The sequence below is a fragment of the Salinibacterium sp. SWN1162 genome, from assembly GCF_015864675.1.
Classification (GTDB): domain Bacteria; phylum Actinomycetota; class Actinomycetes; order Actinomycetales; family Microbacteriaceae; genus Rhodoglobus.
On record NZ_JADYWT010000001.1, the window covers coordinates 820,421 to 846,666 of the forward strand.

At 59.4% G+C, this 26,246-nt stretch carries 37 protein-coding genes and 1 pseudogene; 37 read left to right on the forward strand and 1 reads right to left on the reverse strand.

Translation table 11 applies throughout. The features are described 5' to 3' along the window. Nucleotides 1–3 precede the first annotated feature (3 nt). From hutU to I6E58_RS03900, 25 genes and pseudogenes are all read left to right on the forward strand, one after another. Entirely contained in the window at nucleotides 4–1,668 is a 1,665-nt protein-coding gene (hutU, locus tag I6E58_RS03780; RefSeq protein ID WP_197130569.1) for a urocanate hydratase, read from the forward strand. Further along, complete coding sequence (locus tag I6E58_RS03785; protein WP_197130572.1) at nucleotides 1,655–2,512, forward strand: arginase family protein; 858 nt, start codon at nucleotides 1,655–1,657, stop codon at nucleotides 2,510–2,512. The genes hutU and I6E58_RS03785 overlap by 14 nt, the downstream gene beginning before the upstream one ends. Further along, nucleotides 2,509–3,672, forward strand: coding sequence for an imidazolonepropionase (hutI, locus tag I6E58_RS03790; protein ID WP_197130574.1), 1,164 nt, complete (start codon nucleotides 2,509–2,511; stop codon nucleotides 3,670–3,672). The genes I6E58_RS03785 and hutI overlap by 4 nt, the downstream gene beginning before the upstream one ends. Before the next feature lie 518 nt (nucleotides 3,673–4,190). Then, entirely contained in the window at nucleotides 4,191–4,499 is a 309-nt protein-coding gene (rpsJ, locus tag I6E58_RS03795) for a 30S ribosomal protein S10 (protein WP_009773132.1), read from the forward strand. Between the two features lie 40 nt (nucleotides 4,500–4,539). Further along, nucleotides 4,540–5,190, forward strand: coding sequence for a 50S ribosomal protein L3 (gene rplC / locus I6E58_RS03800; protein WP_197130577.1), 651 nt, complete (start codon nucleotides 4,540–4,542; stop codon nucleotides 5,188–5,190). Between the two features lie 5 nt (nucleotides 5,191–5,195). Beyond that, complete coding sequence (gene rplD, locus I6E58_RS03805; protein ID WP_129072203.1) at nucleotides 5,196–5,855, forward strand: 50S ribosomal protein L4; 660 nt, start codon at nucleotides 5,196–5,198, stop codon at nucleotides 5,853–5,855. Then, a complete protein-coding gene (rplW, locus tag I6E58_RS03810) occupies nucleotides 5,852–6,151 on the forward strand; it encodes a 50S ribosomal protein L23 (RefSeq protein ID WP_010203832.1) in 300 nt (99 codons plus the stop codon). The genes rplD and rplW overlap by 4 nt, the downstream gene beginning before the upstream one ends. 17 nt (nucleotides 6,152–6,168) lie before the next feature. Continuing rightward, nucleotides 6,169–7,008: a 50S ribosomal protein L2 gene (gene rplB, locus I6E58_RS03815; RefSeq protein WP_129072202.1), complete on the forward strand. Its 840-nt coding sequence runs from the start codon at nucleotides 6,169–6,171 to the stop codon at nucleotides 7,006–7,008. A 15-nt stretch (nucleotides 7,009–7,023) separates the two neighbouring features. Continuing rightward, nucleotides 7,024–7,305: a 30S ribosomal protein S19 gene (gene rpsS, locus I6E58_RS03820; RefSeq protein ID WP_009773127.1), complete on the forward strand. Its 282-nt coding sequence runs from the start codon at nucleotides 7,024–7,026 to the stop codon at nucleotides 7,303–7,305. Between the two features lie 24 nt (nucleotides 7,306–7,329). Continuing rightward, nucleotides 7,330–7,722, forward strand: coding sequence for a 50S ribosomal protein L22 (gene rplV, locus I6E58_RS03825; RefSeq protein ID WP_129072201.1), 393 nt, complete (start codon nucleotides 7,330–7,332; stop codon nucleotides 7,720–7,722). After that, nucleotides 7,722–8,552: a 30S ribosomal protein S3 gene (gene rpsC / locus I6E58_RS03830; protein WP_129072200.1), complete on the forward strand. Its 831-nt coding sequence runs from the start codon at nucleotides 7,722–7,724 to the stop codon at nucleotides 8,550–8,552. Before rplV ends, rpsC begins: the two co-directional genes overlap by 1 nt. 2 nt (nucleotides 8,553–8,554) lie before the next feature. Beyond that, entirely contained in the window at nucleotides 8,555–8,974 is a 420-nt protein-coding gene (gene rplP / locus I6E58_RS03835; RefSeq protein WP_009773124.1) for a 50S ribosomal protein L16, read from the forward strand. Next, nucleotides 8,974–9,306 carry a 50S ribosomal protein L29 gene (gene rpmC, locus I6E58_RS14400; protein ID WP_129072199.1) on the forward strand — a complete coding sequence of 111 codons (333 nt, stop codon included), beginning with the start codon at nucleotides 8,974–8,976 and terminating at the stop codon, nucleotides 9,304–9,306. The genes rplP and rpmC overlap by 1 nt, the downstream gene beginning before the upstream one ends. Nucleotides 9,307–9,308: 2 nt before the next feature. After that, on the forward strand, nucleotides 9,309–9,605 hold the full coding sequence (gene rpsQ, locus I6E58_RS03845) for a 30S ribosomal protein S17 (protein WP_129072198.1): 297 nt from the start codon (nucleotides 9,309–9,311) through the stop codon (nucleotides 9,603–9,605). Next, nucleotides 9,605–9,976 carry a 50S ribosomal protein L14 gene (gene rplN / locus I6E58_RS03850; protein ID WP_100388198.1) on the forward strand — a complete coding sequence of 124 codons (372 nt, stop codon included), beginning with the start codon at nucleotides 9,605–9,607 and terminating at the stop codon, nucleotides 9,974–9,976. Before rpsQ ends, rplN begins: the two co-directional genes overlap by 1 nt. Nucleotides 9,977–9,978: 2 nt before the next feature. Continuing rightward, nucleotides 9,979–10,314: pseudogene (rplX, locus tag I6E58_RS03855) on the forward strand (50S ribosomal protein L24); the annotation flags it as partial. 95 nt (nucleotides 10,315–10,409) lie between these two features. Further along, on the forward strand, nucleotides 10,410–11,000 hold the full coding sequence (gene rplE, locus I6E58_RS03860) for a 50S ribosomal protein L5 (RefSeq protein WP_129072196.1): 591 nt from the start codon (nucleotides 10,410–10,412) through the stop codon (nucleotides 10,998–11,000). Nucleotides 11,001–11,073: 73 nt separating this feature from the next. Then, nucleotides 11,074–11,472 carry a 30S ribosomal protein S8 gene (rpsH, locus tag I6E58_RS03865; protein ID WP_197130580.1) on the forward strand — a complete coding sequence of 133 codons (399 nt, stop codon included), beginning with the start codon at nucleotides 11,074–11,076 and terminating at the stop codon, nucleotides 11,470–11,472. A gap of 6 nt (nucleotides 11,473–11,478) precedes the next feature. After that, the gene (rplF, locus tag I6E58_RS03870; protein ID WP_129072194.1) at nucleotides 11,479–12,015 is read left to right on the forward strand and encodes a 50S ribosomal protein L6; all 537 of its coding nucleotides are present in this window, start codon (nucleotides 11,479–11,481) and stop codon (nucleotides 12,013–12,015) included. Nucleotides 12,016–12,017: 2 nt separating this feature from the next. Then, nucleotides 12,018–12,389, forward strand: coding sequence for a 50S ribosomal protein L18 (gene rplR / locus I6E58_RS03875; RefSeq protein WP_100388203.1), 372 nt, complete (start codon nucleotides 12,018–12,020; stop codon nucleotides 12,387–12,389). Beyond that, nucleotides 12,386–13,111: a 30S ribosomal protein S5 gene (rpsE, locus tag I6E58_RS03880; protein ID WP_129072193.1), complete on the forward strand. Its 726-nt coding sequence runs from the start codon at nucleotides 12,386–12,388 to the stop codon at nucleotides 13,109–13,111. The genes rplR and rpsE overlap by 4 nt, the downstream gene beginning before the upstream one ends. Beyond that, the gene (rpmD, locus tag I6E58_RS03885) at nucleotides 13,111–13,296 is read left to right on the forward strand and encodes a 50S ribosomal protein L30 (protein WP_129072192.1); all 186 of its coding nucleotides are present in this window, start codon (nucleotides 13,111–13,113) and stop codon (nucleotides 13,294–13,296) included. The genes rpsE and rpmD overlap by 1 nt, the downstream gene beginning before the upstream one ends. Continuing rightward, nucleotides 13,296–13,943, forward strand: coding sequence for a 50S ribosomal protein L15 (rplO, locus tag I6E58_RS03890; RefSeq protein WP_197130583.1), 648 nt, complete (start codon nucleotides 13,296–13,298; stop codon nucleotides 13,941–13,943). The genes rpmD and rplO overlap by 1 nt, the downstream gene beginning before the upstream one ends. 124 nt (nucleotides 13,944–14,067) lie before the next feature. Continuing rightward, nucleotides 14,068–15,390, forward strand: coding sequence for a preprotein translocase subunit SecY (gene secY / locus I6E58_RS03895; RefSeq protein ID WP_129072190.1), 1,323 nt, complete (start codon nucleotides 14,068–14,070; stop codon nucleotides 15,388–15,390). Then, complete coding sequence (locus I6E58_RS03900; RefSeq protein ID WP_197130586.1) at nucleotides 15,387–15,986, forward strand: adenylate kinase; 600 nt, start codon at nucleotides 15,387–15,389, stop codon at nucleotides 15,984–15,986. Before secY ends, I6E58_RS03900 begins: the two co-directional genes overlap by 4 nt. A gap of 91 nt (nucleotides 15,987–16,077) precedes the next feature. Here I6E58_RS03900 and I6E58_RS03905 read toward each other — a convergent pair whose 3' ends face one another. Further along, entirely contained in the window at nucleotides 16,078–17,997 is a 1,920-nt protein-coding gene (locus tag I6E58_RS03905; RefSeq protein ID WP_197130589.1) for a transcription antiterminator, read from the reverse strand. Between the two features lie 128 nt (nucleotides 17,998–18,125). Between I6E58_RS03905 and I6E58_RS03910 the strand changes: the two genes are divergently transcribed. The 12 genes from I6E58_RS03910 (at nucleotide 18,126) to I6E58_RS03965 (ending at nucleotide 26,167) form a co-directional block, all read left to right on the forward strand. Next, nucleotides 18,126–18,458, forward strand: coding sequence for a PTS sugar transporter subunit IIB (locus I6E58_RS03910; protein WP_197130592.1), 333 nt, complete (start codon nucleotides 18,126–18,128; stop codon nucleotides 18,456–18,458). Beyond that, nucleotides 18,451–18,717: an HPr family phosphocarrier protein gene (locus tag I6E58_RS03915; RefSeq protein WP_197130595.1), complete on the forward strand. Its 267-nt coding sequence runs from the start codon at nucleotides 18,451–18,453 to the stop codon at nucleotides 18,715–18,717. Before I6E58_RS03910 ends, I6E58_RS03915 begins: the two co-directional genes overlap by 8 nt. Before the next feature lie 57 nt (nucleotides 18,718–18,774). Then, entirely contained in the window at nucleotides 18,775–20,313 is a 1,539-nt protein-coding gene (locus tag I6E58_RS03920) for a PTS mannitol transporter subunit IICB (protein ID WP_197130598.1), read from the forward strand. 11 nt (nucleotides 20,314–20,324) lie between these two features. After that, on the forward strand, nucleotides 20,325–20,762 hold the full coding sequence (locus tag I6E58_RS03925) for a PTS sugar transporter subunit IIA (RefSeq protein ID WP_129072184.1): 438 nt from the start codon (nucleotides 20,325–20,327) through the stop codon (nucleotides 20,760–20,762). After that, a complete protein-coding gene (locus I6E58_RS03930; RefSeq protein WP_197130601.1) occupies nucleotides 20,759–21,892 on the forward strand; it encodes a mannitol-1-phosphate 5-dehydrogenase in 1,134 nt (377 codons plus the stop codon). The genes I6E58_RS03925 and I6E58_RS03930 overlap by 4 nt, the downstream gene beginning before the upstream one ends. Before the next feature lie 144 nt (nucleotides 21,893–22,036). Further along, the gene (gene infA, locus I6E58_RS03935; RefSeq protein WP_010203795.1) at nucleotides 22,037–22,258 is read left to right on the forward strand and encodes a translation initiation factor IF-1; all 222 of its coding nucleotides are present in this window, start codon (nucleotides 22,037–22,039) and stop codon (nucleotides 22,256–22,258) included. A gap of 76 nt (nucleotides 22,259–22,334) precedes the next feature. Continuing rightward, a complete protein-coding gene (gene rpmJ / locus I6E58_RS03940; protein ID WP_129072182.1) occupies nucleotides 22,335–22,451 on the forward strand; it encodes a 50S ribosomal protein L36 in 117 nt (38 codons plus the stop codon). Between the two features lie 193 nt (nucleotides 22,452–22,644). Then, nucleotides 22,645–23,019, forward strand: coding sequence for a 30S ribosomal protein S13 (rpsM, locus tag I6E58_RS03945; RefSeq protein WP_129072181.1), 375 nt, complete (start codon nucleotides 22,645–22,647; stop codon nucleotides 23,017–23,019). A gap of 51 nt (nucleotides 23,020–23,070) precedes the next feature. Then, nucleotides 23,071–23,469, forward strand: a complete 399-nt coding sequence (rpsK, locus tag I6E58_RS03950; protein ID WP_009773100.1) for a 30S ribosomal protein S11 — start codon at nucleotides 23,071–23,073, stop codon at nucleotides 23,467–23,469. Between the two features lie 166 nt (nucleotides 23,470–23,635). Next, a complete protein-coding gene (locus I6E58_RS03955; RefSeq protein ID WP_129072180.1) occupies nucleotides 23,636–24,631 on the forward strand; it encodes a DNA-directed RNA polymerase subunit alpha in 996 nt (331 codons plus the stop codon). A 38-nt stretch (nucleotides 24,632–24,669) separates the two neighbouring features. Then, entirely contained in the window at nucleotides 24,670–25,170 is a 501-nt protein-coding gene (rplQ, locus tag I6E58_RS03960; protein WP_129072179.1) for a 50S ribosomal protein L17, read from the forward strand. 73 nt (nucleotides 25,171–25,243) lie between these two features. Continuing rightward, nucleotides 25,244–26,167 (forward strand): tRNA pseudouridine(38-40) synthase TruA, encoded by a 924-nt coding sequence (locus I6E58_RS03965; protein ID WP_197130604.1) that lies wholly within the window; start codon nucleotides 25,244–25,246, stop codon nucleotides 26,165–26,167. The last annotated feature ends 79 nt before the right edge of the window (nucleotides 26,168–26,246 follow it).

Sequence of the window (26,246 nt, forward strand, 5' to 3'; positions counted from 1 at the left end):
GTCATGATTCAGGCACAGCGCGGTTCCACCCTCACCACTCTCGGCTGGCAGCAAGAGGGCGCTCTGCGCATGCTGCAGAACAACCTCGACCCGGAGGTCGCCGAGCACCCCGAAGATCTCGTGGTTTACGGCGGCACAGGCAAGGCGGCCCGAGACTGGCCCAGCTACCACGCGATCGTGCGTTCGCTCACGACGCTCACGGGCGATGAGACGCTGCTGGTGCAGTCGGGCAAGCCCGTTGGCGTAATGCAGACGCATGAGTGGGCCCCGCGCGTACTGCTCGCCAACTCCAACCTCGTGGGGGATTGGGCGAACTGGGATGAGTTCCGCCGACTCGAGCAGCTGGGGCTCACGATGTACGGCCAGATGACGGCCGGATCGTGGATCTACATCGGCACGCAGGGCATTCTGCAAGGCACCTACGAAACGTTTTCTGCGGTCGCGGCGAAACGATTCGGCGGCACCCTGGCGGGCACCATCACTCTCACGGCCGGCCTCGGAGGCATGGGGGGCGCTCAGCCACTCGCCGTAACCATGAACGACGGTGTTGCGATCTGCATCGATGTTGACCAGAGCCGCATCACCCGGCGCATCGATCACGGCTACCTCGATGTCGAGGCGAAGTCGCTCGCGCACGCGGTTGAGCTCGCCGTGGCTGCACGCGACGCGAAAAAGGCGCTCTCGATCGGCGTGCTCGCGAATGCGGCCGCGGCCGTGCCTGAGCTACTCGCGATGGGTGCGCCCATCGATATCGTCACCGACCAGACCAGCGCGCATGACCCGCTGGCGTACCTCCCCCTCGGCGTGGAATTTCACGAGTGGGAGAGCGCGCGCACCCACCCCGACTTCGCCCAGCGTGCTCGCGAGTCGATGGCCATTCACGTTGAAGCGATGGTGGGCTTTCAGCGCCAAGGTGCCGAGGTCTTCGACTACGGCAACAATCTGCGCACCGAAGCGCGGGCGGCGGGGTATGCGGATGCCTTCGCATTCCCGGGATTCGTGCCGGCGTACATCCGTCCATTGTTTGCGGAGGGTAAGGGGCCGTTCCGGTGGGCTGCCCTCAGCGGCGAAGCCAGCGACATCCACAAGACAGATAAGGCGATTCTCGAGTTGTTCCCCGAGAACGAATCGCTCGCGCGCTGGATCAAGCTCGCAGGGGAGCGGGTGCACTTCCAAGGTCTGCCCGCGCGCATCTGCTGGCTCGGCTATGGCGAACGTGACAAGGCTGGTCTCAAGTTCAATGAGATGGTCGCGTCGGGTGAGCTCGAAGCGCCGCTCGCGATCGGTCGCGATCACCTCGATAGTGGCTCGGTGGCGTCGCCGTACCGCGAGACAGAAGCAATGAAAGATGGTTCGGATGCGATCGCCGACTGGCCGTTGCTGAACGCTCTCGTCAACACCTCGTCGGGTGCCACGTGGGTGTCGATTCATCACGGCGGCGGCGTTGGCATCGGCCGTTCGATCCACGCTGGTCAGGTGACGGTCGCCGACGGAACCGAGCTCGCCGCCCAGAAACTTGAGCGCGTGCTCACGAACGATCCAGGAATGGGCGTGATCCGTCACGTCGATGCTGGTTACGATGAAGCCATCGCGGTCGCTGACGATCTCGGCGTTCGCATCCCCATGAACGAGGCTCCGCTCACGAAGGGTGACCATGCTCAACGCTGATCCGCTCTGGCCGCGCGCGGGAGACTGGCCCGCGCCGGTCGCCGACGAGTGGGCGGATGTCGCCCTCATCGGTCTGCCAACCTCGCGCACCTCACTCTCGCCGACTCAAGCGCACACGACGCCCCAGGCGGTGCGGGAGGCTTTGCGTCGCTATGCCGCGCTGTCTGATCTTCGGATCGTCGACGCCGGCAACGTGCGCGAGCCTGACCTCAACGAAGAAGGTGCCGTCGAGGCGGTCGCTGGTCTGCGTGCTGAGCTCGTCATTGCCCTCGGTGGCGATAACGCGGCTACCGTGCCGACGGCTCTCGGTCGCTGGGGCTCGCAGATTTCCACCGCCGGCCTCATCACGCTCGATGCGCACTACGACCTGCGGGACGGAACGAGTAATGGCTCGCCGGTGCGACGCCTGCTCGAAGCTGGCCTCGATGGGAGCCGTGTCGTGCAGATTGGTATCGAGCCGCTGGCAAATTCACTCGCCTACGCTGACCGCGCCCGCGAGGCGGGAATCACCGTCATCACTCGCGACGAACTGCGCTCGCGGTCGATGGACGATGTCATGGCACAGGCGCTCGAGATTGCGGGTGCCGCTGGTGGGCCTATCCACGTCGACCTCGATGTGGATGTCTGCGACCGCGCGGTTACCCCCGGTTGCCCTGCCTCAGTGCCGGGTGGCATTGCGGCGATAGACCTTCGCGTTGCCGCGCGTGCTGCGGCTGCGCACCCGTCAGTCTGTTCAATTGACCTTGTCGAAGTGGATGCCGCGGCTGACGCCGACGACGAGCGCACGGTGCGCCTCGTGGCCTTGTGCGTTCTCGAAGCGATCTCGGGAGTGGCGCTGCGATGACAAGTACGGTTATCACAAACATCGGGCTGCTCCTCACTCATGACCACGAGCGGCCCGAAATTGAGGATGCCGCAATCGTCTTCGAAGGTGGCCTAGTGGCCTGGTGGGGCCCAACCGCCGAAGCGCCCGCTGCCGACCTCCATGTCGATGCCGTTGGTCGCTGCGTGCTTCCGGGCTTCGTCGACAGTCACAGTCACCTGCTGTTCGCGGGCGACCGCTCGCAGGAGTTCGAAGCTCGGATGGCGGGCCGCCGCTACGAGGCTGGTGGCATCCGTCGCACCGTCGCTCTCTCGCGGGAGGCGAGCGACGACGAGTTGCTCGCAAATGCCACGATGTTAGTCGCGGAGATGCGCCGCCAGGGCACGACCACTATCGAGATCAAAAGTGGCTATGGGCTCAGCGTGCGCGATGAGGCGCGGATGCTTCGTCTCGCCTCCACGCTCACCGACGACACCACGTTCTTGGGCGCCCATGTGGTGCCGACCGAATACGCCGATGACCGCGCCGCCTACGTTTCCCTTGTAATGGGGGAGATGCTCGAGGCCTGTGGCCCGCTCGCGCGCTGGATCGACGTGTTCTGCGACGACGGTGCTTTCTCCGAGGCAGAGACGCGCGCGATCATCAGGGCGGGGCAGGATCGAGGCTTGGGCGCTCGCCTCCACGGCGCGCAACTGGGCGAATCGGGCGCGGTGCAGCTCGCCGTCGAACTCGGTGCCGCAAGCGTCGATCACTGCACCTATCTCTCCGATGACGACGTAGACGCGCTCGCCGGCAGTACGACGAGCGTTGGCCTCTTGCCCGGCGTCGAGTTCTCGACCAAACATCCTTTCGTGGATGCACGGCGCCTGCTCGACGCGGGAGTCGCTGTGGCTCTCGCCAGCGACTGCAATCCCGGCTCCAGTTTCACGTCGTCCCTTCCCTTCTGTATCGCTCTCGCCGTGCGCGAGATGGGCATGACGTCGACTGAAGCGGTCACTGCAGCGACCCTCGGCGGAGCGCGTTCGTTGCAGCGCGATGACGTGGGCCATTTGCGACTCGGTGCGAGAGCAAATGCTCAGATTCTGGATGCCCCGCACTACCGCCATTTGGCGTACCGGCCAGGGGTCCCGCTGGTCACCAGCGTCTTTCTGGAAGGCATTCACGAGCAGGTGCGGGCGTAGGCCGAACCGTGCCCAAACTCCGGCAATTAGGCGGCAGCGGATGCTGGAATTACAGAAAATTGCGGAGTGCTTCGTGCCCCGGCGCGACGCCGCACAAATCCGACACGCCCGGGTTGCAGTAAGTGCTGCGATGTGACAAACTCTTCTAGTTCAACATTTCGCCGCCACGTGCGTGCGGATCACTTCCAGTCAGTGCCTAGTTCCACATCGTGTGACTCATGCAAAGCGTGAATCACACACCGTGTAGCAGCTAGGCCGCGGGGAGCAGAACCAAGCTAAACCAACTCCCCAATATCAACTCGAAAGAGTTTGTGCTGCGGGAGACGCGCGTGCCAGTTCGTTGGCATGTGCTCCTCGCGGCTTCGCGGGTTGGTATCACAAGCAGTGACAGCAAGAACTTGACAGATAAATAGTGGTGCGAAAGCAAAAGTGCTGAGCGTCTTCGGGTGGCAACATCCGGCGTCGAACAGCCCAGGTGCACGCAGTGCAGCCAAAGTACTAAGGGAAGAGAGCCAGTCATGGCGGGACAAAAAATCCGCATTCGACTTAAGTCGTACGACCACGAGGTCATCGACTCGTCGGCACGCAAAATTGTTGACACGGTTACCCGCGCGGGTGCCACGGTAGTTGGCCCGGTGCCGCTGCCCACAGAGAAGAACGTGATTGCAGTTATCCGTTCTCCCCACAAGTACAAGGACAGCCGCGAGCACTTCGAGAAGCGCACCCACAAGCGGCTCATCGACATCATTGACCCGACGCCCAAGGCTGTGGACTCGCTCATGCGTCTCGACCTGCCGGCCGACGTCAACATCGAGATCAAGCTTTAGCTCGCGCAGTTATTGAGCGACAGAGCCGATAAGGAAAATAATGTCTACAACTAAGACGACCAAGGGTCTGCTGGGCAAGAAGCTCGGCATGACGCAGGTTTGGGACGAGAACAACAAGCTCGTACCCGTGACCGTTGTCGAAATCACCCCGAATGTGGTTACGCAGCTGCGTAGCCCCGAGGTTGATGGATACAGCGCTGTTCAGATCGCGTACGGCCAGATTGACCCTCGTAAGGTCACCAAGCCCCTCGCCGGTCACTTCGACAAGGCAGGCGTTACGCCTCGCCGTCACCTCACTGAGATTCGCACCCCTGACGCCGCGGAGTACACCGTTGGCCAGGAACTCGCTGTCGACATCTTCACCCCCGGTGCAAAGGTCGACGTCGTCGGCACGAGCAAGGGTAAGGGTTTCGCCGGTGTTATGAAGCGTCACAACTTCAAGGGTGTATCTGCAAGCCACGGTGCGCACCGTAACCACCGTAAGCCTGGTTCCATTGGTGCCTCGTCGACCCCCAGCCGTGTCTTCAAGGGCATGCGCATGGCCGGTCGTATGGGTGGTGACCGTGTAACGGTCATGAACCTCGCTGTCCACTCGATCGACCTCGAGAAGGGACTCGTGCTCATCAAGGGCGCTGTTCCCGGTGCTCGTGGCCGTATCGTCTTCGTCCGCAACGCAGTGAAGGGGGCGTAGTACACATGGCTACCTCCATCGACGTCATCGACGCCAAGGGCAAGAAGGTTGACTCTGTCGAACTTCCCGCCGAGATCTTCGACGTGCAGACCAACGTTCCCCTCATCCACCAGGTTGTAGTTGCACAGCGTGCAGCTGCTCGTCAGGGTACGCACAACACCCTGCGCCGCGGTGAAGTTTCGGGTGCTGGTCGCAAGCCGTTCAAGCAGAAGGGAACCGGTCGCGCTCGTCAGGGCTCGATCCGTGCTCCTCAGATGAAGGGTGGTGGAATCGTTCACGGTCCACACCCGCGTGACTACTCACAGCGCACCCCCAAGAAGATGATTGCTGCCGCCCTTCGCGGTACCTTGTCTGACCGGGCCCGCGGTGAGCGCATTCACGTCATCGACGCTTTCGCTGTAGACGGCAAGCCGTCCACGAAGAGTGTTCTCGCGCTGCTGAACAACATCGCACCGAGCAAGAACGTTCTCGTTGTTCTTCAGCGTGACGATGCAACCAGCATCAAGAGCATCCGTAACCTCGACACCGTTCACGTGTTGACCTACGACCAGCTCAACGCCTACGACGTTGTCGTCAGCGACGACATCGTGTTCAGCAAGGGCGCGTTCGACGCGTTCGTTGCGTTCAACACCAAGTCTTCGAACAAGGAAGAGGTCAGCGCATGACCGTCACGTACAAGGACCCACGCGACATCATCATCGCTCCCGTGGTTTCCGAGAAGAGCTACAACCTGATCGACATGGGAAAGTACACCTTCGAGGTTGACCCCCGTGCGAACAAGACCGAGATCAAGCTCGCTATTGAGAAGATCTTCAGCGTCAAGGTCGACTCGGTCAACACGTTGAACCGCACGGGCAAGACCCGTCGCACTCGTTTCGGCATGGGAAAGCGCAAGGACACCAAGCGCGCCATCGTCACGCTCAAGTCCGGTTCTATCGACATCTTCACCGCTGTCGGCTAAGGACCAAGGAGAAACTAATGGCTATTCGCAAGTACAAGCCCACGACGCCTGGTCGCCGTGGTTCCTCGGTTGCAGACTTTGCTGAGATCACTCGTTCGACGCCAGAGAAGTCGCTTTTGCGCCCTCTGCCCAAGACTGGTGGCCGCAACAACGCAGGTCGCATCACGAGCCGTCACGTTGGTGGTGGCCACAAGCGCCAGTACCGCGTAATCGACTTCAAGCGCAGCGACAAAGATGGCGTAAACGCCCGCGTTGCCGAGATCGAGTACGACCCCAACCGCACCGCACGTATCGCTCTCCTTCACTTCGTTGATGGAACCAAGCGCTACATCGTTGCTCCTAACAAGCTCAAGCAGGGCGACATCATCGAGTCGGGTGCTGGTGCTGACATCAAGCCCGGTAACAACCTCCCGATGAAGAACATCCCCGTCGGTACGGTTATCCACATGATTGAGCTTCGCCCCGGTGGCGGCGCCAAGATGGCCCGTTCCGCTGGAGCCTCGGTTCGACTCGTTGCAAAGGAAGGCCCTTACGCCCAGCTGCGTTTGCCCTCCGGAGAAATCCGCAACGTTGACGTTCGTTGCCGCGCAACGATCGGCGAGGTCGGCAATGCCGAGCAGTCGAACATCAACTGGGGTAAGGCCGGCCGCATGCGCTGGAAGGGCGTTCGCCCGACCGTCCGTGGTGTTGCCATGAACCCTGTCGACCACCCTCACGGTGGTGGAGAAGGTAAGACGTCCGGTGGACGTCACCCCGTTTCCCCTTGGGGCCAGGCAGAGGGGCGCACTCGTAAGCGCAAACTGCCCAGCGACAAGCTCATCGTTCGCCGCCGCAATGTCGGCAAGAAGCGCAAGTAGTAGGAGAGTCAGAAGATGCCACGCAGTCTGAAGAAGGGCCCCTTCGTCGACGACCACCTCCTACAAAAGGTTGTCAAGGCGAATGAGGCCAAGAGCAAGAACGTAATCAAGACCTGGTCGCGCCGCTCAATGATCGTTCCAGCAATGCTGGGTCACACGATCGCGGTTCACGATGGTCGCAAGCACATTCCGGTGTTCATCACCGAAACCATGGTTGGTCACAAGCTCGGCGAATTCTCGCCGACTCGCACCTTCCGTGGACACGTGAAGGACGACAAGAAGGGTCGTCGCCGCTAACGCGGTGGCGTAGGAGGTAGAGAAATGGTGGAGTCGATCGCACGTGTGCGTCACATCCGCGTGACCCCTATGAAGGCTCGTCGCGTTGTCAACATGATCCGCGGCAAGCAGGCACATGAGGCACTTGCAATCCTGAAGTTCGCACCTCAGGGCGCAAGCGAGCCCGTGTACAAGCTGGTTGCATCCGCAATCGCTAATGCGCGAGTCAAGGCAGACAAGACGAACAGCTTCTTGGATGAGCAGGACCTGATCATCTCGAAGGCTTTCGTTGACGATGGAGCAACGCTCAAGCGTTTCCAGCCGCGTGCCCAGGGCCGCGCGTTCCAGATCCTGAAGCGCACTAGCCACATCACCGTCGTTCTGGCCACGCCAGACCACGTCGTTGAAGCCGAGGCCGACAAGGCAGGGAAGAAGTAATGGGACAGAAGGTAAACCCCTACGGTTTCCGTTTGGGAATCACCACCGACCACGTGTCGCGTTGGTTCTCTGACAGCACCAAGCCGGGTCAGCGTTATAGCGACTATGTGGCAGAGGACGTAAAAATCCGCAACCTGCTCAAGTCGAACCTCGACCGCGCAGGTGTTGCTCGCATTGAAATCGAGCGCACCCGTGACCGCGTTCGCGTAGACATTCACACTGCCCGTCCGGGTATCGTGATTGGCCGCCGCGGCGCCGAGGCAGAGCGCATCCGTGGAGAGCTCGAAAAGCTCTCCGGCAAGCAGATTCAGCTCAACATCCTCGAGGTTAAGAACCCCGAGGCTGAAGCTCAGCTCGTTGCTCAGGGAATCGCAGAGCAGCTTGCTGCTCGTGTCGCTTTCCGTCGTGCAATGCGCAAGGGCCTTCAGGGCGCCCAGCGTGTTGGTTCGGTCAAGGGTGTTCGCATCCAGGTATCGGGTCGTTTGGGTGGCGCAGAAATGAGCCGCTCGGAGTACTACCGCGAAGGTCGCGTTCCGCTGCACACGCTGCGTGCAAACATCGACTACGGCTTCTACGAGGCCAAGACCACGTTCGGTCGTATCGGTGTCAAGGTGTGGGTCTACAAGGGCGATATCACCAACAAGGAGCTCGCTCGCGAGCAGGCTAACCAGAAGTCGTCGCGCCCAGAGCGTCGCGATGGTGGCGACCGTGGTGGTCGTCGCACCGGTGGCCCGTCATCCGCACCTAAGGCAGAAGCCCCCAAGGCTGAAGCCCCTAAGGCAGAAGCACCCAAGGCAGATGCTAAGGCTGCAGCAGGAGTTGAGGCATAACAATGTTGATTCCGCGTAAGGTCAAGTACCGCAAGCAGCACCACCCCTCCCGTAGCGGTCACGCTACCGGTGGAACGACGGTGTCGTTTGGCGAGTACGGAATTCAGGCTCTGACGCCGGCATACGTAACGAACCGCCAGATTGAGGCAGCTCGTATCGCTATGACGCGTCACATCAAGCGTGGTGGAAAGGTGTGGATCAACATCTACCCCGACCGCCCGCTCACCAAAAAGCCCGCTGAAACCCGCATGGGTTCCGGTAAGGGCTCGCCCGAGTGGTGGGTCGCCAACGTCAAGCCAGGTCGCGTGCTCTTCGAGCTCAGCGGCGTGGACGAGACGACTGCGCGCGAAGCACTCACTCGTGCAATTCACAAGCTGCCCCTCAAGGCACGCATCATCAAGCGCGAGGAGGGCGACGCATAATGGCGATCGGATCCAAGGAGCTAGCCCCTGTCGAGCTAGACACTTTTGAAGACGAACGACTTGTTGACGAGCTGAAGAAGGCGAAGGAAGAACTTTTCAACCTTCGTTTCCAGGCCGCAACCGGTCAACTGGAAAGCCACGGACGTATCCGCGCTGTCAAGCGCGACATCTCCCGCATCTACACGGTTATCCGTGAGCGCGAGCTGGGCATCCGTGCAACTCCTGCTGCTGTTGAGGCTCCCGCCAAGGAGACCAAGAAGCGCAGCACCAAGAAGGCAGATGCCGCGGCTGAGACCGCTGCAGACGCCACTGACGAGACGAAGGAGGCGTAGTCATGGCCAAGGTTGAAGACAACAAGACCGCGGAGACCGCCGAGGTCGCTCGTGGGTACCGTAAGACCCGCCGTGGTTTGGTAACGAGCGACAAGATGGATAAGACCATCGTCGTTATCGTTGAAGACCGCGTAAAGCACCCGTTGTACGGCAAGGTTATTCGCCGTAACTCCAAGGTGAAGGTTCACGACGAGGCCAACACGGCCGGCGTCGGTGACTCCGTACTTATCAGCGAGACCCGTCCGCTCAGCGCTACGAAGCGCTGGCGTCTGGTCGAGATCCTCGAAAAGGCTAAGTAATGCTTCAGCAGGAATCCCGAGTAAAGGTTGCCGACAACACCGGCGCCAAGGAGCTCCTCACGATTCGCGTTCTCGGTGGCTCCGGCCGTCGTTACGCAGGTCTCGGCGATGTCATCGTGGCAACCGTCAAAGACGCTATTCCTGGCGGAAACGTCAAGAAGGGTGAGGTCGTCAAGGCCGTCATCGTTCGCGTCATCAAGCAGACTCGTCGTCCAGACGGCTCATACATCAAGTTCGATGAGAACGCGGCTGTAATCCTCAAGTCCGATGGCGGAGACCCCCGTGGTACCCGTATCTTCGGGCCGGTCGGCCGTGAGCTTCGTGACAAGAAGTTCATGAAGATCATCTCGCTCGCACCGGAGGTGCTGTAGTTATGGCAAAGATTCGCAAGGGTGACCTCGTACAGGTCATCAGCGGCCCGACTCAAGAGCGTGGCGGAAGCCGCGGCAAGCAGGGTCGCGTCATCAGTGTTATCGCTGGGAAAGACCGCGTTGTCGTGGAGGGTGTCAATTTCGTCACCAAGCACGTCAAGGTCGGCCAGACTCAGCGTGGAACCAAGACCGGTGGCATCGAGACGATGGAGGCACCGATTCACGTGTCCAACCTCGCTCTCGTTGACCCCGAGACCAAGCTCCCGGCTCGTGTTGGCTTCACCGTCAGCACCGATGACCGTGGCAAGACCACGCGTGAGCGCTTCTTCAAGAAGTCGCGCCGCGTAGAGACCAAGAAGTCGGCGGCCGCCAAGGCTGAGCCGAAGGCTTCCAAGAAGGATGCCGAGAAGGCAACCGAGAAGGACGCAGACTAATGACGACGACTGCACCTGCTGCTGGCAAAATCCAGCCGCGCCTCAAGCAGAAGTACCGCACTGAACTCGCGGAACAGCTCAAGAAGGACCTCGGTCTTACCAACGTCAACCAGATTCCCGGCATCGTCAAGATCGTCGTGAACACTGGTGTTGGTGAAGCTGCTCGCGACGGAAAGATCATCGATGGAGCCGTCAAGGACCTCATCGCGATCACCGGTCAGAAGCCCTACGTAACGAGCGCTCGCAAGTCGATCGCTCAGTTCAAGCTCCGTGAAGGACAGCCCATTGGCGCACACGTCACCCTCCGTGGCGACCGCGCTTGGGAGTTCCTCGACCGCTTGATCACGTTGGCACTTCCTCGTATCCGTGACTTCCGCGGCCTGTCGGACAAGCAGTTCGACGGCAACGGTAACTACACCTTCGGCCTCACGGAACAGTCCATGTTCCACGAGATCGACCAGGACAAGATTGACCGCGTTCGCGGTTTCGATATCACTATCGTCACCACCGGCAAGAACAACGAAGAAGGTCGCGCACTGCTTAAGGCACTGGGCTTCCCCTTCCGTTCCGCTGAGAACGCATCTAACTAACCAAGTAACACCGATCAATCAGGTCGGCCTTCGTGTAACGGATGCCGAAACCAGTTGAGACAGGAAACACATTATGACAATGACAGATCCGGTCGCTGACATGCTGACCAGACTGCGCAATGCCAACTCGGCGCACCACGACAGCGTTTCAATGCCCTCGAGCAAGCTGAAGACGCGCCTGGCAGAAATGCTGAAGGCAGAGGGATACATCCTCAGCTGGACGAACGAAGACGCTCGCGTGGGCCAGACCCTCACGATCGAACTCAAGTACGGACCCGCCCGCGAGCGTTCCATCAAGGGAATCAAGCGTGTTTCGAAGCCTGGTCTTCGTGTATACGCTCGCTCGACCGAAATCCCCAAGGTTCTTGGCGGACTCGGCGTGGCGATTTTGTCCACCTCCTCCGGTCTTTTGACCGACAAAGAGGCGACTACGAAGGGCGTAGGTGGGGAAGTCCTCGCCTACGTGTGGTAACCAAAAATGTCACGTATCGGAAGACTTCCTATTGATGTCCCCGCTGGTGTCACCATCACCATCAACGGCCAAGACGTCGCTGTAAAGGGCCCGAAGGGTGAGCTCGCGCTCTCCGTCAAGGCTCCCATCGCTGTAGCACTCGAAGAGGGTCAAGTTCTTGTAACTCGTCCCGACGACGAGCGCGAATCGCGTTCGCTTCACGGCTTGACCCGTACGCTCATCGCCAACCAAATCGTCGGTGTCACCGAGGGTTACACCAAGGGCCTTGAGGTCGTTGGTACTGGTTACCGTGTCACCGCAAAGGGCAGCTCAGTTGAGTTTGCTCTCGGGTACTCGCACTCGATCACCGTTGACCCGCCCGCAGGCATTAGCTTCGCGGTCGAGGGAAACAACAAACTAGTTGTCAGCGGCATCGACAAGCAGGCGGTTGGCGAAGTAGCAGCCAACATTCGTAAATTGCGTAAGCCAGAGCCCTACAAGGGCAAGGGTGTGCGCTACGCCGGCGAAGTTGTTCGTCGCAAGGCCGGAAAGAGTGGTAAGTAGACATGGCTCTCGGAACCAGAGGTAAGAGCAAGTCGGCCGCTAAGGGCCGTCGTCACGCACGTCTCCGCAAGAAGGTTGTGGGCACTGAGGTGCGCCCCCGTCTCGTGGTTACGCGCTCAGCGCGTCACGTGTTCGTCCAGGTTGTCGATGACTCGAAGGGCGTAACCGTCGCTTCTGCATCGACCATGGAGTCGGACATGCGTACGTTCGACGGAGACAAGACCGCCAAGGCACGCAAGATCGGTGAAATGGTCGCCGAGCGCGCGAAGCAGGCCGGTGTCGAAGCCGTCGTATTTGATCGTGGTGGAAGCCGTTACGCAGGACGCGTAGCAGCTATCGCCGACGGAGCGCGAGAGGGTGGATTGAACCTGTGAGCGACAACGTGGACAACAAGACAACAAACAAGGAGCAGGCCGTGGCCGCTGAGGCGACTAGCGCCATCTCCGTTCCTGAGGTCGTCGTAGACGCCCCAGCAACCGACGTAACGAGCGAGCCCCGCGAGGCTCGTCGTGGCGGCCGTGAGCGTGGACCAGACCGTGGTGGCCGTGGCGGAAACAACAGCCGCGACAACGACAAGAACCAGTTCCTGGAGCGCGTCGTCACCATCAACCGTGTATCGAAGGTAGTCAAGGGTGGTCGTCGCTTCAGCTTCACCGCTCTCGTCGTCGTCGGTGACGGTAACGGCATGGTTGGAGTCGGATACGGCAAGGCTCGCGAAGTTCCTCTCGCGATCTCCAAGGGTGTCGAAGAGGCGAAGAAGAACTTCTTCCGCGTTCCTCGCGTCGGCGCTACGATTCCTCACTCGGTTCAGGGCGAGGCAGCTGCAGGCGTAGTTCTGCTGCGTCCCGCATCCGCTGGTACCGGTGTTATCGCTGGTGGACCCGTTCGCGCCGTACTTGAGTGCGCCGGTATCCACGACGTTCTCAGCAAGTCGCTCGGTTCTTCGAACACGATCAACATCGTTCACGCTACGGTCGCAGCGCTCAAGGAGCTCGAAGAGCCTCGCGCGGTTGCTGCTCGTCGTGGCCTCGAGGCAGAACACGTTATCCCGGCACGCTTGCTGCGCGCCGAGGCTGAAGCTAAGGCAGGTGTCTGATGGCTGGTCGCCTGAAGGTAACCCAGATCAAGTCCAAAATCAGTGAGAAGCAGAATCAACGCGACACGTTGCGCAGCCTTGGGCTCAAGCGCATCGGCGGCGTGGTTATTCGCGAGGACAACTCGCAGAACCGTGGTTACGTCAACACGGTTGCTCACCTTGTCAAGGTCGAGGAGATTGACTAATGGCTGACGAGAAAGAAACTCCAAAGAAGGCGGCAGCCCCTAAGGCTGCTGCCGCTAAGGCACCTGCTGCCAAGAAGGCTGCACCTGCAAAGGCTGCTGCTGACAAGGCGCCCGCTGCGAAGGCATCCACCACGAAGGCTCCTGCGAAGTCGACCGCTGCTAAGGCGTCAACTGCAAAGAAGTCGTCTAGCGACGATGTTGTAAGCCGCCCGCAGGTTCTGAAAATGCACCACCTCCGCCCCGCTGCCGGTGCCAAGAAGGACCGCATGCGTGTTGGTCGTGGTGAGGGATCCAAGGGTAAGACCGCGGGTCGAGGTACCAAGGGAACCAAGGCGCGTTACAACATGCGTGTTGGTTTCGAAGGTGGAAACATCAACTTCGTCATGCGTGCACCTAAGTTGCGCGGATTCAAGAACCCGTTCCGTGTTGAGTACCAGGTTGTAAACCTTGAGAAGCTCGCGGAACTGTACCCCAAGGGTGGCGATGTAACTATCGCTGACCTCGTGTCGAAGGGCGCCGTTCGCAAGAACGAAAAGGTCAAGGTTCTTGGTCAAGGCGATATTACGGTTAAGCTGAACGTTGTAGTTGACAAGGTCTCCGGCTCTGCCGAGCAGAAGATCGTTGCAGCCGGCGGTTCGGTTCAGTAACTGTCACTACGACAAACGTTAGTGTTGTGTGCGTCACACCGGTGGCACGCGCAAGCAGGTTGAGTGGGGAATCCCGCAAGGGGTTCCCCACTTGCCCGTAGTACATAGATAAATCGGAGGCCTTGTGTTTAAAGCTGTCGCGCGGATTGTCCGCACGCCTGACCTTCGCAGGAAGATCGGGTTCACGCTAGGCATCATTGCGCTGTTTAGGCTTGGCTCCTTCATCCCCGCGCCGTTCGTTGACTTCGGTAACGTTCAGGCCTGTCTCGCAGCTAATGCTTCGAGTGGCGGGTTGTACGACCTCATCAACCTCTTTAGTGGTGGGGCGCTTCTCCAACTTTCCGTATTTGCACTCGGAATCATGCCGTACATCACGGCATCGATCATCGTGCAACTACTCCGCGTGGTCATTCCGCACTTCGAGACTCTTCACAAAGAGGGCCAGTCCGGCCAAGCAACGCTGACGCAGTACACGCGTTACCTCACCATCGCTCTGGCGATTCTCCAGTCCACGACACTGATCACGGTTGCCCGAAGCGGCGCACTGTTCCAGTCGGCTGGCGTGGCTGAATGTAGCCAACTCATCACCAACGATGCGTGGTACGCCATTCTGCTGATGGTTATCACGATGACCGCCGGTACCGGCCTCATCATGTGGATGGGCGAGCTCGTCACAGAGCGTGGCATCGGTAACGGCATGTCCCTGCTGATCTTCACTTCGATCGCTGCAACCTTCCCGAGTGCTCTCTGGGGTATCTACGTTGCCAGCGGAATCGAGACCTTCGTTCTTGTACTCCTCATGGGCATCCTCATCATGGGCGCCGTAGTCTTCGTCGAGCAGTCCCAGCGACGGATCCCAGTTCAGTACGCGAAGCGTATGGTCGGCCGTCGCACCTATGGCGGTAACAACACGTACATCCCCATCAAGGTCAACATGGCCGGCGTTATCCCCGTGATCTTCGCCTCATCGTTGCTCTATCTCCCTGCTCTTATCGCGCAGTTCAACCAGCCACAAGCTGGCGAAACTTCCGCAGCATGGGTCGTCTGGGTCCAGAACAACCTGGTCTCCGGCGATAGCCCGATCTACATGATCGGTTACTTCCTGCTCATCGTTGGCTTCACTTACTTCTACGTAGCAATCACGTTCAACCCGGAAGAAGTTGCCGACAACATGAAGAAGTACGGTGGCTTCATTCCCGGTATCCGCGCTGGTCGACCGACCGCCGAATACTTGGATTACGTATTGACTCGTGTAACGTTGCCCGGCTCGCTGTATCTCGGCCTTGTGGCAATGATCCCTTTGATCGCGTTTGTGGTCATCGGGGCCAACCAGAATTTCCCATTCGGCGGAGCTAGCATCCTGATTATCGTTGGTGTCGGTCTTGAGACTGTCAAGCAAATCGATTCGCAGCTGCAGCAGCGCCACTACGAAGGTTTGTTGCGTTGACACGACTTCTCTTGATTGGTCCTCCTGGTGCTGGAAAAGGCACGCAGGCTGCTCGTCTAGCCCAGATTTACGGCGTTCCGGCAATCTCAACAGGCGACATTTTTCGCAGCAATGTGAAGAACGGCACCGAGTTGGGGAACGAGGCGAAGGCATTTATGGATGCCGGCGACAATGTTCCCGACTCGCTGACGAACGCGCTCATTCGCGATCGCCTCGAAGAAGATGACGCCAAGGACGGCTTCCTTCTCGATGGCTACCCCCGCACTACTGATCAGGTGCGCGAACTTGACGCCTTTCTCGCGAGCCATGGCTCAGCGCTAGACGTTGTGGTCGAGCTTGAAGCTGATACTGAAGTCGTCGTGGGACGCCTGCGTAAGCGCGCTCTCGAACAAGGCCGAAGTGACGATACCGAGGAAGTGGTACGCCACCGCCTTGAGGTCTACAGCGAGCAGACCGCGCCGCTGATCACAACTTACGCGAGTCGCGATGTGCTGGTCACGATCGATGCCCTCGGTGAAGTCGACGCTGTCACGGCGCGCATCACTGAAGCTCTTTTTGATCGCGGGATCAAGGCCACAGACGCCGGTTCGCGCTAGTTTCGAAACTGCAGAAATCCCCGTTGCCTACTGGCGGCGGGGATTTCTTCGTTAACAATGAGCTCGCGTTGGCGTTGAGGTCGGCGTTCGTTTAGTCCTCGATGCCGCGAACTAATTCCTCGATGAAGGTCGGGAAGTCCACGGCCTTTTTCACCAATTGTTGGACATAGTCGCGGTCGGAAAATACCGTGACGAACTGGTCGAACACGGTTTGAAAAGAGCTTCGTCCCGCTGCGCTGAACGCGATGAGCGCAATAACATTGACACGATTCTCGCCCCAGGGCATCGGCGTCTCATTGATTACGATGCTGATTGCGGTGCGATGGGCGTTCATGGTCATGGCGTGGGGGACCGCGAGTGTATCGGTGAACGCTGTTGACGACATGCGCTCACGCTCGATCGCGCCCGTGATGTAGCCGGCATCGATCACGCCGGCGGTGACCATGCGCGTCCCCAGCGCGGCGATCATCGCCTCTTCGCTCGGAGCAGTGAAGTTGCGGAGGAAGAGCGCGGGATCGAAGAAGCGGAGGAGTTCATCCGTGAGCTGACGTCGGCGGCGCAGGCGACGCACGCGGCCGATGGCGCGCCGGATCGCATCCACATCCGTCTCGGTGAGGAACGGTTGAATTAGCACGACGTTGTCAGCGAATGACCGCAAGTCGATCGTCGTGAGCACGAGGTCGGTGGAGAGTTCGGCCAGATCTACATCGTTTCTGGTGATCACAATGCGCAGCTGTAGTTCGTCGCCAAGCACAGCTTCGATTCGCTCTCGCAGAATCACGTGGAGGTCGTGGTAATTGGGGCAGACCAGAGCGGCCGTAAGCCGGACCTCCCGCTTTGCCTGCCGTTCGAGATGCGAGCCCACGTGGAGAGCAATGTAGGAAATCTCATCGTCGTGGATGAGGATGCCTTCGTCACGTTGAACCTCGGCCGCGATGAAAACGGCGAGCTCATAAATCATCGGGTAAGTGGTCTTAATCGACCGCGTCATCGGGTTGCGCGAGTACGAGAGGTCGTGAGCCCGTGCGATGAGGTTGCGCACGTGAAGGGACAACCTCATGATGAAATCATCATCGTCGAGGTCGATGAGGTATTCCTCGCCCACATGCTGCACTGTGCGACGAACGCGTGTGATCAGTTCCTCAAGATCTACATCAGCGGGGGAGCTGGGGCTGGTCGCCCGCGTGATGACTCGGGTCGTGAGCAGTAGCTCGATCTCCATGACGTCTTCTTGGCGCAGGTTGGCACCGAAATGGGTCGTGATGAGGGTCGCAAGATCGCTTGAAAACGCCGCTGAATTTGTCGATGCGTCCTCTGGCTCGGCGGCCGACGGTGTAGCGAGCGCAGCTTCCGATGGTCCCGAACGGTCTGCGGCGATAGCGACGTGCAACAGCACGTGATTGATTCCATACTCGTTGACGAAATAGCCGTGAGAATCGAGCAGAGCGAGTAGCTCGGTTTTGAAGGAGCGGAGATCTGACGACTCGAATTCGCGTTGGATGCTCTCGAGCTCGAGGAACCCTTGCGACTCTTCGTGCCTAAACATAGCGCTGAGCAACCGGCGAAGACTCGGCTCCGTTCCCGCCAAGATTACTAATGGCCCGCGGCGAGAAAGAGTGAGGCCCGATTCCTCCACGACAGCTTTTACCTTGCGGAGGTCGGCCTCGATTGTTGACTCGCTCACGAAGAAACTGGCCGCGAGAGCGTGGATGTCGGAGCCCTCGGGGGCATCTCCGAGTCGTCGAATTAGGTGATAATGGCGATCGCGCGGGCGCTCAGACTCGCGATTCGACGCTCCTTTGAGAAACTCGGCGTAGTTCTCGCGGTTGAGGCGGTAGCCCGACGTCGAGGACTCGATAACCTCGAGAGGGAGCGCTGACGACTTCACGGCGGTGACGTAGCTGCGCACGCTGCGAGTGGTAACCCCGAGCTTGTCTGCGAGCTCAGCAGCGGTCACCCACGCCTCAGACTGGGCGAGGTGTTCTATGAGTCGCGCGTGTTTATCGAGCATGAGATAACCATTCTTGCGCATGAACCTTTCCGCGGGGGCGGAATCTTCTCTAGTGGAACTCGCAGGTGCATCACAGCGACGATAGACACTCAAGGAAGTTCGTTTTATTTTCGCGAGGAGGCGATCAGGTGTCTACAGTGCTGGTTCTCTGCGGTGCAGGTGCCTCGAGCACCTTTTTGGCTCATGCGCTGCGCCGTCAGGCAACTATTCGTGGGATCGCCCACACCTTCACACCGGCAAGTGTCGCCGCGTTGAGTATGCCTCTCACGTCGGTAGACGTCGTGCTGGTCAGCTCCCACGTCTCCGACTTCTTCGATCAGGCAGAAATTGCAGCTGCGGCGATCGGCGCTAGAGCTGTACAGCTCCCGGCGATCAATTTCAATGCCGCTGGAGCAGACCTCGCCCTCGACCTACTCAACGCTCTCCCTCAGGTAACGACAGAAAGCAGCAACAATGGCTGAACAAACTATTCGGGTGGCCTCAGCGCACGGGCTTCACGCTCGCCCCGCTTCGCTCTTCACTCAGGCGGCGGCTGCCTCTGGTCTCGACGTCACCATCGCCAAAGGCGATAAGTCAGTGAATGCCTCCAGCATCCTGAGCGTTATTTCGCTGGGTGTAACGCATGGCGACGAAGTCACCATTACGGCTGAAGGCGATGGCGCCGACGCTGTCATCGCTACCCTGACTGAAATTCTCAGTACCGATCACGACGAGAGCTAGTCGTGTTCGGTCGCTTCCCTCGCAGTATCCTCACATCACAGATATCGGAGTAAAACAATGACAACGTCGTCTACGACCGCCAAGAGTGGCGGTGCGCGCGTAGGGGTCCAGAAATTTGGAACCTTCGTTAGCGGAATGGTGATGCCCAACATCGCGGCATTCATCGCTTGGGGCTTTATTACTGCACTGTTCATCCAAACCGGTTGGCTGCCGCTGCTCGGTATCGACGCGGTATGGGTTCAGCAGCTCGGTGGTTGGAGCCTCGATCCTGAGGTCACCAACACGGGTCTCGTTGGGCCGATGATCACGTACTTGCTTCCCTTGCTGATTGCGAACACCGCAGGACGCATGGTCTACGGAACGCGTGGTGGCGTTGTCGCCACGATCGCGACCGTGGGTGTCATCATCGGTGCGGGTATTCCGATGTTCCTCGGCGCAATGCTCGTTGGTCCCAGCTCTGCGTGGGTCATGAAGAAGATCGATGCTCTCTGGGCCGGCAAGATTCGCCCCGGCTTCGAGATGCTCGTCGACAACTTCTCCGCCGGAATCGTAGCCATGGTTCTTGCAATCGCTTCGTTCTTCTTGATCGCACCGATCGTCACCGCGATCAGTAACGGCCTAGAAGCAGTTATCGCATTCCTCGTTGACAACAGCCTGCTGCCTTTGGCCAGCGTGTTCGTTGAGCCAGGCAAGATCCTCTTCCTCAACAACGCCATCAACCACGGTGTATTTACCCCGCTGGGAACTGCGGAGTCGCTCGAAAAGGGTCAGTCGATCTTGTTCCTCATCGAAGCAAACCCTGGCCCCGGTCTCGGCATCCTGCTCGCCTTCCTGGTATTCGGTGTCGGCCTGCTGCGCGCAAGCGCTCCGGGCGCCATCCTGATTCACTTCGTCGGTGGTATTCACGAGATCTACTTCCCGTACGTATTGGCTAAGCCGCTACTCGTTGTAGCTGCGATCGCTGGTGGAGCAACGGGTGTTCTTACGAACGTCATCTTCCAATCAGGTCTGCGTGCACCGGCATCACCGGGATCGATCATTGCGGTAATCGCACAGACACCTCCCGGAAGCATCGTCGGCGTTCTGCTGTCGGTTGTCTTCTCGGCGGCTGTTTCGTTCCTCGTCGCCTCGATCATCATCCGTGCCGGCCGCAAGCGCGACCTTGAAGCTATGGCAAATGGCGACGATGCTCTCGCAATGGCTGTCGCTAAGAACGAGGCCAACAAGGGTAAGGGCAGCTCGGTAGGCGACCTGCTCGGAACCGGTGCCGCTGCTGGTGCGACCGCTGGTGTTGCCACTGGTGCTGCCACTGCAACGAAGATCCAGAACGTTGTGTTTGCGTGTGACGCAGGCATGGGATCGAGTGCCATGGGCGCCACCGTTCTTCGGAACAAGTTCGCGAAGGCTGGCATCGAAGGTGTCAACGTCACGAACAAGGCGATCGCCAACCTCGATGGGTCGGAAGACCTCATCATCACGCAGAATCAACTGACGGATCGTGCCACCGAGAAAGTTCCCGGCGCAATTCATGTTTCAGTTGATAACTTCATGAACAGTCCGAAATACGACGAAGTCGTAAACATGGTTAGCGAATAACAGGAGAAATCATGAGCAAGGTACTCGAGCTAGACCAGATCAAAGCGGCTGGCACCGCTCGCACCAAAGAAGAGGCCATCGCTGAGGCGGCGGAGATTCTGATTGCTGCTGGCGCGGTAACGCCCGAGTACCTTGGCTTCATGAAGGCCCGTGAAGAGATGACATCAACATTCATGGGTAACTTCCTAGCCATCCCGCACGGCACGAACGAGGGCAAGGACACAATCTTGTCGTCTGCGCTCTCGTTCGTGCGGTACGCGGATCCCATCGATTGGGATGGGAATGAGGTGCGCTTCGTCGTCGGCATCGCCGGCAAAGACGGTGGCCACATGGACACTCTCGCCGCTGTTGCCACGATTTTTAGTGACAACGATGAAGTGCAGAAGCTCATCGACGCTTCGGGCGAAGATGAACTGCTCGCTCTACTTTCTGAATTGAACAACGCATGAAGGCCGTACACTTCGGAGCCGGCAACATCGGCCGCGGCTTCGTTGGTCTGATTTTGCACAAGGCCGGCTACGAGATTGTGTTCGCGGATGTCGCAGCAGAACTCATTGATAGCCTCGCCGCCGCAGACAGCTACCAGGTGCACGAAGTGGGCGCCGAGCCCCGCACCGAGACCGTCGATAACTTCCGGGCTCTCAATAGTGCGAGTAACGAAGCTGGTGTGATCGAAGAGATCGCCACCGCTGACATGGTGACCACCGCAGTGGGCCCCAACATCCTCAAGTTCGTTGCGCCCCTGATCGCTCAGGCCATTAAGGCTCGTTCGGCCGACTTGCCGCCGTTGCACGTGCTTGCCTGCGAGAACGCGCTGTACGCCACCAACAATCTGCGCGCCGAAGTAGCGGTTGCCGTCGACGCTGACACGCTCGCCGCGAAAGCAATCTTTGCGAACACTGCCGTTGACCGTATCGTTCCGGCCCAAGATCCAGCTGCCGGTCTCGACGTCACGGTGGAAGACTTCTTCGAGTGGGCCATCGAGAGCGCGCCATTTGGTGACAACGTTCCGCAGATCGCTGACGTTCATTTCGTCGAGAACCTCGAGCCGTATATCGAGCGCAAGCTCTTTACCGTCAACACCGGCCACGCCACTGTGGCCTACCACGGCTTTCTTCGGGGAGCAGAAACGCTCTCCGCGGCCATGGCGATCCCTGAGGTTGCCGCTGAGGTCGACGCCGTATTGGCGGAGACCAGCGCGATGCTGATAGCGAAGCACGGTTTCGACGCCTCGGAGCACGCCTCCTACGTCGCGACCTGCACGCGCCGGTTCAGTAATCCGCACTTGCCCGACACTCCTGAGCGCGTGGGCCGCAGTCCGCTGCGCAAACTGTCGCGCAACGAACGTTTTATCAGCCCGGCCAGCGAACTTGCAGCCTCCGGAACGACTCCGAGCGCTATCCTGCGTGCGGTCGGTGCGGCCATGCAATTTAGCGTGCCGGAAGATCCCGAGAGCGTGCGGATGGCGGAGCTGCGGTCATCGCTGTCAGCCCCCGACTTCGTCACAGCAGTAATGGGACTCCATAACGGTGACGCCCTCTACGACGCGGCCGTCGAAACTGTAAGAGCGCAATCTTAGACCCAACTTGGCGAAACGCCCGGGATTAGCGTAGGCTTTCTCTTTGGTGTTTCAGGCCGATTTTTTCGCGCCTTGGCTTTGTCAAAAGTCACTCACCACAATCTACGCAGACCAGCGAACCACACTTATAGCGACGAAGAGGCTATGGCCAAAAAAGACGGTGTCATTGAGATCGAAGGAGCAGTAGTCGAGGCTCTGCCCAACGCGATGTTTCGTGTTGAGTTGACGAACGGCCACGTTGTGCTCGCGCACATCTCCGGCAAAATGCGACAGAACTACATTCGAATCCTTCCGGAGGACCGTGTAGTTGTAGAGCTGAGCCCGTATGACCTGACTCGCGGCCGGATCACTTACCGCTACAAGTAAAGGGCGCTGGAAAGTAACGTCCACTTTTCCTTTGCAGGGCTAGTGGAACGAAGACAGCGATTCACAAGGAAAAATAATGAAGGTTAACCCCAGCGTTAAGCCCATCTGCGACCACTGCCGCGTTATTCGCCGCAACGGACGCGTCATGGTCATCTGCAAGTCGAACCCGCGCCACAAGCAACGTCAGGGCTAAGGTTCCGCGAGCAGATCGCACGGCTGCGCGGGTGGGGCGAGCGATCGCCACACACCGCAGCACACAATTCAATACACAGAACTAGCAACACCAGATCCTGCGTCCGCGAAAGCGGGCACGGGGGACACCATCGGTTGGAGGCCGGTGCACAGGTGCTGCTACAGACCTCCACTCATCAACAGGAGAAGCCACTATGGCACGTCTAGCCGGCGTCGACATCCCACGCGACAAGCGTGTAGAGGTCGCACTGACTTACATTTACGGTGTTGGCCGCACGAGTGCACTCAAAGCACTCGCCGACACCCAGATCAGCGGAGAGATCCGCGTACAGGATCTCACCGATGATCAACTCATCGCGCTGCGTGACTACATCGAAGGAAACTTCCAGGTAGAAGGTGACCTCCGTCGTGAGGTTGCAGCAGACATCCGCCGCAAGGTTGAAATCGGCAGCTACCAGGGTATCCGTCACCGCAAGGGACTGCCCGTTCACGGACAGCGCACGAAGACCAACGCTCGTACCCGCAAGGGCCCGAAGCGCACCGTAGCCGGCAAGAAGAAGGCCCGATAGACCCTGGGTTCAACCCCAGCGTCGTCGCCATCAACGTTTTAGGAGAAAACAATGGCAGCACCAAAATCGGCCGCTCGTAAGCCGCGTCGTAAAGAAAAGAAGAATGTTGCAGTGGGCCAGGCCCACATCAAGTCAACGTTCAACAACACCATCGTGACCATCACCGACCCGACCGGCGCAGTCCTTGCCTGGTCGTCGTCAGGTGTTGTCGGTTTCAAGGGTTCGCGTAAGTCGACCCCTTACGCCGCACAGATGTCTGCTGAGTCAGCTGCGCGCCAGGCTCAGGAGCACGGTGTCAAGAAGGTAGACGTTTTCGTCAAGGGACCGGGTTCAGGTCGCGAAACTGCGATCCGCTCGCTTCAGGCTGCTGGCCTCGAAGTGGGTTCGATCAACGACGTAACACCGCAGACGCACAACGGTTGCCGTCCGCCCAAGCGTCGTCGCGTTTAGTTTCACGCCGTACTAACGAGGCAACTCGCTAGTGCTGGTGTCGTGTAGCGAGGGCCCCTCGTGGCCCTCGCACACAGTTCCAGCGCACAACTCAATACAACGTCGGGCCAGCCACCCGTCGCCCACAAGTGTCATATAGCGGACACTTTGCCGAAAGGAATCACCAGTGCTCATTGCACAGCGTCCCACCCTTGCTGAGGAGAACATCTCCGAATTCCGTTCACGGTTCGTTATCGAGCCGCTCGAACCCGGTTTCGGTTACACCCTCGGAAACTCACTTCGTCGCACCCTTCTTTCGTCGATCCCCGGAGCCGCTGTAACCAGCATCCGTATCGACGGAGTTCTTCACGAATTCAGCACCGTCGCCGGTGTCAAAGAAGACGTGACCGAGGTCATCCTGAACATCAAGAACCTCGTAGTCTCCAGCGAGCACGACGAGCCCATCACCGCTTACCTGCGCAAGCAGGGTGCGGGCGAAGTTACCGCGGCTGACATTTCTGCACCTGCCGGTGTAGAGATTCACAACCCGGAACTCGTCATTGCAACGCTCAACGACAAGGCCAAGTTTGAACTTGAGCTGACGATCGAGCGTGGCCGTGGCTACGTCACCGCAACGCAGAACCGCAGCGAGTTCAGCGAAGCCGGCCAAATTCCGGTCGACTCGATCTACTCGCCCGTACTCAAGGTCACCTACCGTGTCGAGGCAACTCGTGCCGGTGAGCGCACTGACTTTGACCGTCTCGTTGTGGATGTCGAAACCAAGTCCGCAATCACTCCTCGCGATGCAGTGGCTTCGGCCGGTCGCACGCTGACCGAACTGTTTGGTCTCGCTCGCGAGCTCAACACAGCAGCAGAGGGTATCGAGATTGGTCCTGCACCGGTTGACGCCGTGCTTTCGACCGAGCTCAGCATGCCGATCGAAGACCTTGATCTTTCGGTGCGCAGCTACAACTGCCTCAAGCGCGAAGGCATCAACACCGTAAGTGAACTGGTTGCTCTTTCTGAGACCCAGCTCATGAACATCCGTAACTTCGGTCAGAAGTCGGTTGATGAAGTGCGCGACAAGCTGGTTGAGATGGGACTGTCGCTGAAGGACAGCGTTCCCGGATTCGACGGAGCACACTTCTACGGCGGATACGCCGACGACGAGACCAACGCTTGAGCCACTGGCTCGAACCTTTGACACTGGAGAACTAGAAAATGCCTACACCTACTAAGGGCCCGCGTCTCGGCGGTGGACCGGCGCACGAGCGCCACATGCTCGCCAACCTGGCCGCAGCCCTGTTCACTCACAAGAGCATCAAGACAACGGAAATGCGTGCCAAGCGCCTGCGTCCCGTTGCTGAGCGCCTGATCACGTTCGCGAAGAAGGGTGACTTGCACAACCGTCGCCGCGCGCTCGGAATCATCAGCGACAAGACCGTCATCCACGAACTCTTCACGGTCATCGCGCCGCAGGTTGAGAACCGCGATGGTGGTTACACTCGCATCACGAAGCTTGGTTTCCGCAAGGGAGACAACGCTTCGATGGTTCAGATGGAGCTCGTTCTTGAGCCCGTTACACCTAAGAAGAAGGCCCCGAAGGCTGCAGCTAAGGCTGAGCCCAAGGCTGCTGCAGAAGAGCCCGCCGTAGAGGAAGCTCCTGCTGAAGAAGTTGTGACCGACGAGGTTGCAACCGAAGAGACTGCAGAAGAGAAGTAACTTTCTTCGCTTGAGAAGACCCCGGCTCCGCTTCATGCGGGCCGGGGTTTTCTCGTTGAAATAGGGTTGAAGTATGAATGAAGAGGCACCCGCTATCCCGGCGCCTGAGTTGGATGCCATCCATTACACGCGCTTGCGGCTCGACATTGCCTATGACGGTACGAACTTCTTTGGGTGGGGAATTCAGCCACCGCCGCTGCGAACGGTCCAAGGGACCATCGAGGCTGCCCTAGCGATTGTGTTTCGTCGCTTCGGAGTCACCCCTCAGCTCGTTGTTGCTGGGCGTACTGATGCGGGCGTACACGCCACCGGCCAAGTGGCACACCTGGACCTCACCGACCGACAACTGCACAGTCTCGATCGTCCCCGCCGCGGCAACATGGGCGGTCGACGGTACGACGGCCCCGCATCCTTGGCTCGCAGAATCAACGGCATTACCGGCCTCGAGTCCGATATTTTTCTGACGCAATCGGCCATCGCACCCGAGGGCTTCGACGCGCGCTTCTCGCCGCTGTGGCGCCGCTATGAGTATCGGATCGCCGACAACCTGTCGCCGCGGGACCCTCGCCAGCGCAACCACACTCTCTGGTACCCGGCAACGCTTGACGTCGACGCCATGAACGTGGCTGCGAAAGAACTGCTCGGGCTTCACGACTGGGCCGCGTACTGCAAACCACGCGAAGGTGCCACGACGGTGCGCACTTTGGAACATTTCAGCTTTCGCCGAACCGATGAGGGGATCATCCTCGCCGAGGTGCGTGCGGATGCGTTCTGCCACAGCATGGTGCGTTCGCTCGTGGGGGCAGGGGTACACGTGGGGCAAGGCAAAATTGACGCCACCCGCCCCGCTGACATTCGCGACGAGCGCTCCAAACGAAGCGAGTTCAAGGTCATGCCGGCGAAGGGCCTGTCGCTCGTCGAGGTGGGGTACCCGCCAGACGACGAACTGGGTGCACGTGCAGAGCTGACCCGCTCGCGCCGCGAACTCTTCGACTGAGACTGGCGAACCCGCGGGGCACGCGCTGAGCTGTTCCTGCTCTCTCTGACGTTTGCCGTAGGCGCAGTGTTCCGCTAGT